Consider the following 6,065-nt stretch of genomic DNA (forward strand, 5'->3'; position numbering starts at 1 on the left):
TGGTGTTACATCAGTTTGCGCACAATGGCAAAGTCAAAAAAATCGGTGTAACAGGTTTGGCAGCACAAAACCGGCTGACAAAGCCGGGAATAGCAGGTTTCTTCCAACTGCATCAGCGCCTGATCGGGGCGCAGCCCTAACTGGCGGCGGATCGCAGCGCTGCCGGTCACCGCCCGCAGGTGGGCCAATGTTTTGGTGACTTCTACATGGCAATACTTGGATACGATGTCAAAGATCGGTTGCGTAAAATCCAACGTGTCCAGACGTTGCCCATCAAACAAGGCCAACGGTAGAATGTCGGTGGAATACAAAACCGGCAGGTCATCGGCCAGCACGCGGCGCCGCACAAACACAAGGGTGGGGGACGGCTGCCCCGCAAGGCCCAGCCGTTGGGCCAAGGCAGGGGGCGCGGTTTCCCGGGTGACCAGCAGCTGATCACTGTGGGGGGTATGACCGGCGGCCCGAATCATACGGTAAAATTCCATCTTCTGGTCCAAACGGTTTTCTACCTGCAGTACATCCCGGTTGACCCGGGTGCCGATTCCCCGCACTCGCTCCAGATACCCTTCCCGCTCCAACAGGCTCAGGGCGTCGCGCACTACGGTGCGGCTGATGCCCAAGGCACCGGCCAATTCCACCTCACTGGGCAGTTGGGTGGCACCGGCAAACAGACCGTCCCGCAATTCTGCAATCAGGCGGTCGGCGGTCTGCTGGCTGCGCAGTTCCCCGCCCAGCGGTGCTTCGGTTGTTTTTTTCATGCAAGAAAATCCTTTCGCGCCTGACAAACGTCTGCCAGACAGCATCGATCACAGAAAGGTTTGGTGCGGGCTGTACAGACTTCGCGGCCATGGTAGACCAGACGATGACAAAAGTCGCTGCCCTCCTCGGGCGGAATGATCTTCCACAATTCCCGCTCCACCTTGGCGGGCTCTTTGATGTGGTCCACCAGCCCGATGCGGTTGCAAAGACGAATGCAGTGGGTATCGGTGACGATGGCCGGCTTGCCGAACACATCTCCCATAATCAGGTTGGCGCTCTTGCGCCCCACGCCGGGCAGCGCCAACAGGGCGTCGAAGTCATCGGGGACTTTGCCGCCGTATTGGTCCCGCAGCATCCGCATGCAGGCAGAAATATCTCTTGCTTTGCTGTGACCCAAACCGCAAGGCTTGACGATGGCCTCGATCTCCTCCGGGGTGGCGGCGGCCAAGGCTTCTACGCTGGGATACTTGGCAAACAGCTCCTGTACTACCACGTTCACCCGGGCATCGGTGCACTGGGCGGCCAAACGCACTTCCACCAGCAGTTGCCAAGCGTGGTCATAATCCAAGGTGCATTCCGCCAGCGGATATTCGGCTTTCAGACGGTCGATACAGATTTGCGCCAGTTCCTTTTTTGTCACAGCATTCGCTCCGTTTCACGTTCTTTCTCTTGATTCTACCACGGCGATACCTTATAATCAAGAGGAAGAGCCCCCCAGTTTGTGGGACTGTGGGTTAAACAAATAAAAAAACGGGGCCATGCGCCCGGCGGTTTTCCATGGTATAGAAAAAAGGAGGAGGAACGCATGGAACCTCTTGCACAACGGCTGCGTCCCAGAACCTTGGACGAAGTCTGCGGTCAGCAGCATCTTTTGGGAAAGAATCAGGTCTTTCGCCGCACGGTGGAAAGCGGACGGATTCCCAATATGATTTTTTACGGGCCATCCGGGGTAGGCAAGACCACGGTGGCCAGTATCATCGCGGCGGGCAGCGGCATGCAGTTGCATAAGCTCAACGGTACCACCGCTTCCACCAGCGACATCAAGTCGGTGCTGGCAGACATCGGTACTTTAGGGGCGACCGGTGGGATCTTGCTGTATCTGGACGAGATTCAGTATTTCAACAAGCGTCAGCAGCAGAGTCTGTTGGAATGTGTGGAACAGGGCACGGTCACCCTCATCGCCTCCACCACCGAAAATCCCTACTTTTATGTATACAATGCGCTGTTGTCGCGGTGCACGGTGTTTGAGTTCAAGTCCCTGACGGCGGAGGATATCCGCAAAGGGGTACAAAATGCGGCAGTCCGTCTGGGGGCCGAAGACAAAACGCCTATTTTGATTCCCGAGGATGCGCTGGACTATCTGGCCCAAAGCTCCGGCGGTGATATGCGCAAGGCCTTGGGCAATCTGGAATTTGCTGTGACGGCAGCGCTCATCGAAAATGGGAAGCGGACCGTCACACTGGACATGGTCCAGCAAGTGGCGGCGCGCACGGCGATGCGATACGACAAGCTGGGGGATGACCACTATGATATTGTGTCGGCCTACCAGAAATCCATGCGAGGGTCCGACCCGGATGCGGCGCTGCACTATCTGGCCCGCTTGCTGGAAGCAGGGGACCTGCCCAGCGCCTGCCGCCGTCTGATGGTCTGTGCCTGTGAGGATGTAGGTCTGGCGTGGCCGCAGATCATCCCCATTGTTAAGGCGGCGGTGGATATCGCCAACGCGGTAGGTTTGCCCGAAGCCCGCCTGCCGCTGGCCGATGCGGTGGTGTTGGTGGCTACGGCTCCCAAGTCCAACTCGGCGCACGACGGCATCAATGCAGCCATAGCGGATGTGCAGGCCGGGCGAACTGGTCCCATTCCTCGGCAGTTGCAAAACAAGCACTACGACGGTGCGGATGCCAAAGTCAAAGGGCAACATTATTTATATCCCCATGATTTCCCCAATCACTGGACACCCCAGCAATACCTGCCCGACGCCATCAAGGACCGCCGGTATTATGAACCCGGCGACAATAAAAACGAGCAGGCCTTTGCCCAATATTGGAAGAAGATTAAGGGGGAAGCATAAAGGAGGGCATCATGTCACAATTATGCTGTGAGACACTCCATTTTCCTTCGTCGGATACGGTGCATACCGTGTCGGCGGTGGTCTACACGATGCCGGATGTACCGGTGCATGCCGTGTTGCAGGTAAGCCATGGCATGTGCGAATATCTGCGCCGGTATGAGCCGATGGCCCGCTGGTTTGCGGCCCACGGCATTGCATTGGCCGGCAATGATCATCTGGGACACGGGGATACCGCCGTCCCGGAAGAGTATGGCCACTATGGAGAACCCGGCGGTCGGTACTACCTTTTGCAGGATCTCCATACCATGAACGGTCTGCTGCGAGAAGAATTTCCCGGTTTGCCGATTTTTCTGTATGGGCACAGCATGGGCAGCTTTTATGCCCGTTGGTATGCCGAGCGCTGGCCCGAAACCATCGCGGGCCTGATTATCTCCGGCACAGCGGGGCCGCGGCTGCTCAACCGGATTGGCCAAGGTGTGGCCACTGTGTTGGCAGCGCTGCGGGGGCCACGGACGGTCTCACCGTTCATGGTTCGCTCCAACTTCGGCAGTTACTGCAAGCGGATTCCCGATGCTCGGTCCCGCAACGCATGGCTTACCCGGGATACGGCGGTGGTAGAGGCTTATGACGCCGACCCGCGGTGCACCTTCTCCTTTACGGTAGGTACCTACCGGGAAATGCTGGCTACGATCAACCATGTCAATCGCCCGCAATGGGCCCGTGCGGTGAAGAAAACCTTGCCGATCCTTTTAATATCGGGTGAGGCCGATCCGGTAGGGGACTATGGTGCGGGGGTGCGCAAGGTTTGGCAGATGCTGGGCGATGCGGGAATAGAAGATTTGACTTGCCAAATCTATGAGGAGGCACGTCATGAACTGCACAACGAACTCAATCGCGAAGAAGTTTTTGACGATGTGCTTCAATGGATAGAGGGACATCTTTCTTAAATAAGAAATAAGATTTATCCGCAGAGGAGGACCTCTGCGGATTTTTTGTTTGCACCCTTGACAAATGAGGAAAATGGTGTATTATTGTATTAAGCACTTAATACAATAATACAAAGGAGACCGCCATGGAATGGAACATCACAGGGGGGCGTCCAGTCTATGTACAGCTGGTGGAACAGATGGAACTGGCACTGGCAAACGGGACTTTTCCACCGGGAAGCAAAGTCCCGCCCGTGCGGGAACTGGCTGCACAGGCGGGGGTCAATCCCAACACCATGCAGCGTGCTTTGCAGGAACTGGAAAGCCGGGGTTTATTGCAGGCACAACGTACAGCGGGACGCACCGTGACGGCAGATGCCGAAGTGCTGCGGCAGCTGCGGCGCCGGTTGGCCAAGGTCTTGGCCGTGACCTTCCTGCGCCAGACACAGGCGTTGGGACTGACCAAAGCCGAAACGGAAGAGCTGCTGCGGCAGACAGAAGAGGAGGAGTGAAGGATGAACGAAACAATCGTGTACGAGGCACGCAGCCTCTATAAACGGTACGGCCACAAGACAGCCCTGAACGGGGCGAGCTTTGCGGTGCCGGCCGGCAGGTTGGTGGGGCTGTTGGGGCCCAATGGCAGCGGCAAGACCACGCTGCTGAAGATCTCGGCCGGATTGCTTACGGCAACCGGTGGTACGGTGTTGATCGATGGTCAGACGCCGGGCATGTATACCAAAAGTGTAACGAGCTATCTGCCGGATCGGATGGTATTGCCCACAGAGATGCGTGCGGCCGATGCGGTGAGCTTGTATGCCGACTTTTACACGGATTTCGATGCAGGAAAAGCCCATGCCATGCTGGCTGATTTGCATATCGCGGCGAAGGACCGTATCGGAGCCATGAGTAAGGGCACACAGGAAAAGATGCAGCTCTGTCTGACCATGAGCCGGGCGGCAAAACTGTATCTGCTGGATGAACCGCTGGGTGGTGTGGACCCGGCAGCACGGGATTACATTCTGCAGACCATACTGCGCAATTATAGCGAGGATGCCGCACTGGTACTCTCCACCCACCTAATCGGGGACATCGAGAAAGCGCTGGATGAAGTGATCTTCTTAAAGGAAGGTGCCGTGATGCGTCAGGTGGCCGTCGATGCCCTGCGGGAAGAGAGCGGCCAGAGTGTGGATCAATATTTCCGGGAGGTGTACAAATGCTGACCAAATTGCTGCGTTACGAAGGACGGGCCACAGCCCGTGTACTGCTGCCGGTGGGCGGCGGTGTGATCCTCTTTACACTGGTAGTCGGCGTAATGAACCGGATTTTGAACGGGCAGTCTGAATGGCCGGAACCTGTGGTGTGGATTCAGGCCCTTATGAATTTTGCCGGAGCATTGGCGCTGATTTTTGTGGTAGGCATCTGTGTATTCATTCAGGTACAGCGGTTCTACAAACTGCTGGGGGAGCAAGGATATCTGATGCTGTCGTTGCCGGTCCCTGTCTGGATGCATATTGCCGTTAAATTGTTCTGCGCGATTGTATGGTCGTTGGCGAGTATCGTCTATCTTATTGTGTGCGGCAATTTGCTGGCCGGCAATGTTCTTTTTCAGGCAGACAGCCTAACATTGCCTACTCTGGGTCCCAGCGAGTGGGCAATGTTTTTCCTGATTTTCTGCTGTGTGGTGGTTGCCGTGGCATCGGCCTACCTGAGCTTTTACCTTTGCTGTGCGGTCGGTGGGCAATTTGGCCAGCAGCGCCTGTTGGCCAGTATTGTATCGTATTTTGTGCTGACCTTTGTGGAACAAGTGCTGACCTCTCTCGCGATGATTGTGGTGGCTTTCAGTGCAATTCAGGCCAATGGATTGTGGTGGTTCAACATTCTGTTTTCTATGGACAGTGAATGGGCGGCAGTCTGTCTGGCCGTGGTGATTATCATCGCGCTGTTGGTGCTTGCGGCTATCAAATGGGCTATCATTCAGTGGTTGATGACCCGCCGCTTGAACCTTATCTGATCTACGTTCTATAAAAAAGGAGAATGTTCTATGGAAAAACGTCAATATGTCTGTCCGAAATGCGGCTGCACCGAATATGAGGCGGACCGCCTGCAGGCCACCGGGGGCAACTTTGCCAAACTGTTCGATGTCCAAAACAAAAAGTTTGTCACCATCAGCTGCTGCCAGTGTGGTTATACCGAGCTGTACAAAGAACACGGCGGCGACGGATGGGATGTGCTGGACTTCTTTATGGGAGGCTAAACAGAAAGATTAACTATTAAAAGTCAACCCCGAAAATGAATGGTGGTGGTGAAAA

The 6,065-nt window shown here is 55.8% G+C and carries 8 protein-coding genes; 6 read left to right on the forward strand and 2 right to left on the reverse strand.

The window, feature by feature from the left end; all coding sequences use genetic code 11:
• Positions 1-5: 5 nt before the first annotated feature.
• Together Q0526_RS10070 and nth are read right to left on the reverse strand one after the other, a co-directional pair.
• The gene (locus tag Q0526_RS10070) at positions 6-758 is read right to left on the reverse strand and encodes a GntR family transcriptional regulator (protein ID WP_298733121.1); all 753 of its coding nucleotides are present in this window, start codon (positions 756-758) and stop codon (positions 6-8) included.
• On the reverse strand, positions 755-1,399 hold the full coding sequence (gene nth / locus Q0526_RS10075; protein WP_298733123.1) for an endonuclease III: 645 nt from the start codon (positions 1,397-1,399) through the stop codon (positions 755-757). Before nth ends, Q0526_RS10070 begins: the two co-directional genes overlap by 4 nt.
• A 165-nt stretch (positions 1,400-1,564) precedes the next feature.
• Between nth and Q0526_RS10080 the strand changes: the two genes are divergently transcribed.
• The 6 genes from Q0526_RS10080 (at position 1,565) to Q0526_RS10105 (ending at position 6,010) form a co-directional block, all read left to right on the forward strand.
• Positions 1,565-2,830 carry a replication-associated recombination protein A gene (locus Q0526_RS10080; protein ID WP_298733125.1) on the forward strand — a complete coding sequence of 422 codons (1,266 nt, stop codon included), beginning with the start codon at positions 1,565-1,567 and terminating at the stop codon, positions 2,828-2,830.
• A gap of 11 nt (positions 2,831-2,841) precedes the next feature.
• Positions 2,842-3,777, forward strand: a complete 936-nt coding sequence (locus tag Q0526_RS10085; protein ID WP_298733127.1) for an alpha/beta hydrolase — start codon at positions 2,842-2,844, stop codon at positions 3,775-3,777.
• 125 nt (positions 3,778-3,902) lie between these two features.
• Positions 3,903-4,268: a GntR family transcriptional regulator gene (locus Q0526_RS10090; protein ID WP_298733129.1), complete on the forward strand. Its 366-nt coding sequence runs from the start codon at positions 3,903-3,905 to the stop codon at positions 4,266-4,268.
• A gap of 3 nt (positions 4,269-4,271) precedes the next feature.
• Positions 4,272-4,976, forward strand: coding sequence for an ABC transporter ATP-binding protein (locus tag Q0526_RS10095; RefSeq protein ID WP_298733132.1), 705 nt, complete (start codon positions 4,272-4,274; stop codon positions 4,974-4,976).
• A complete protein-coding gene (locus tag Q0526_RS10100; RefSeq protein ID WP_298733134.1) occupies positions 4,970-5,767 on the forward strand; it encodes a hypothetical protein in 798 nt (265 codons plus the stop codon). The genes Q0526_RS10095 and Q0526_RS10100 overlap by 7 nt, the downstream gene beginning before the upstream one ends.
• Before the next feature lie 30 nt (positions 5,768-5,797).
• Positions 5,798-6,010, forward strand: coding sequence for a zinc ribbon domain-containing protein (locus Q0526_RS10105; protein ID WP_298733136.1), 213 nt, complete (start codon positions 5,798-5,800; stop codon positions 6,008-6,010).
• The last annotated feature ends 55 nt before the right edge of the window (positions 6,011-6,065 follow it).

Source organism: uncultured Subdoligranulum sp., from assembly GCF_937890665.1.

Excerpts from the sequence above, each read along its gene's own strand:
- Q0526_RS10080 (WP_298733125.1), top strand. The coding sequence starts at position 1,565 with ATGGAACCTCTTGCACAACGGCTGCGTCCCAGAACCTTGGACGAAGTC.
- Q0526_RS10095 (WP_298733132.1), top strand. The coding sequence starts at position 4,272 with ATGAACGAAACAATCGTGTACGAGGCACGCAGCCTCTATAAACGGTAC.
- Q0526_RS10105 (WP_298733136.1), top strand. The coding sequence starts at position 5,798 with ATGGAAAAACGTCAATATGTCTGTCCGAAATGCGGCTGCACCGAATAT.
- Q0526_RS10100 (WP_298733134.1), top strand. The coding sequence starts at position 4,970 with ATGCTGACCAAATTGCTGCGTTACGAAGGACGGGCCACAGCCCGTGTA.
- Q0526_RS10090 (WP_298733129.1), top strand. The coding sequence starts at position 3,903 with ATGGAATGGAACATCACAGGGGGGCGTCCAGTCTATGTACAGCTGGTG.
- Q0526_RS10085 (WP_298733127.1), top strand. The coding sequence starts at position 2,842 with ATGTCACAATTATGCTGTGAGACACTCCATTTTCCTTCGTCGGATACG.
- Q0526_RS10070 (WP_298733121.1), bottom strand. The coding sequence starts at position 758 with ATGAAAAAAACAACCGAAGCACCGCTGGGCGGGGAACTGCGCAGCCAG.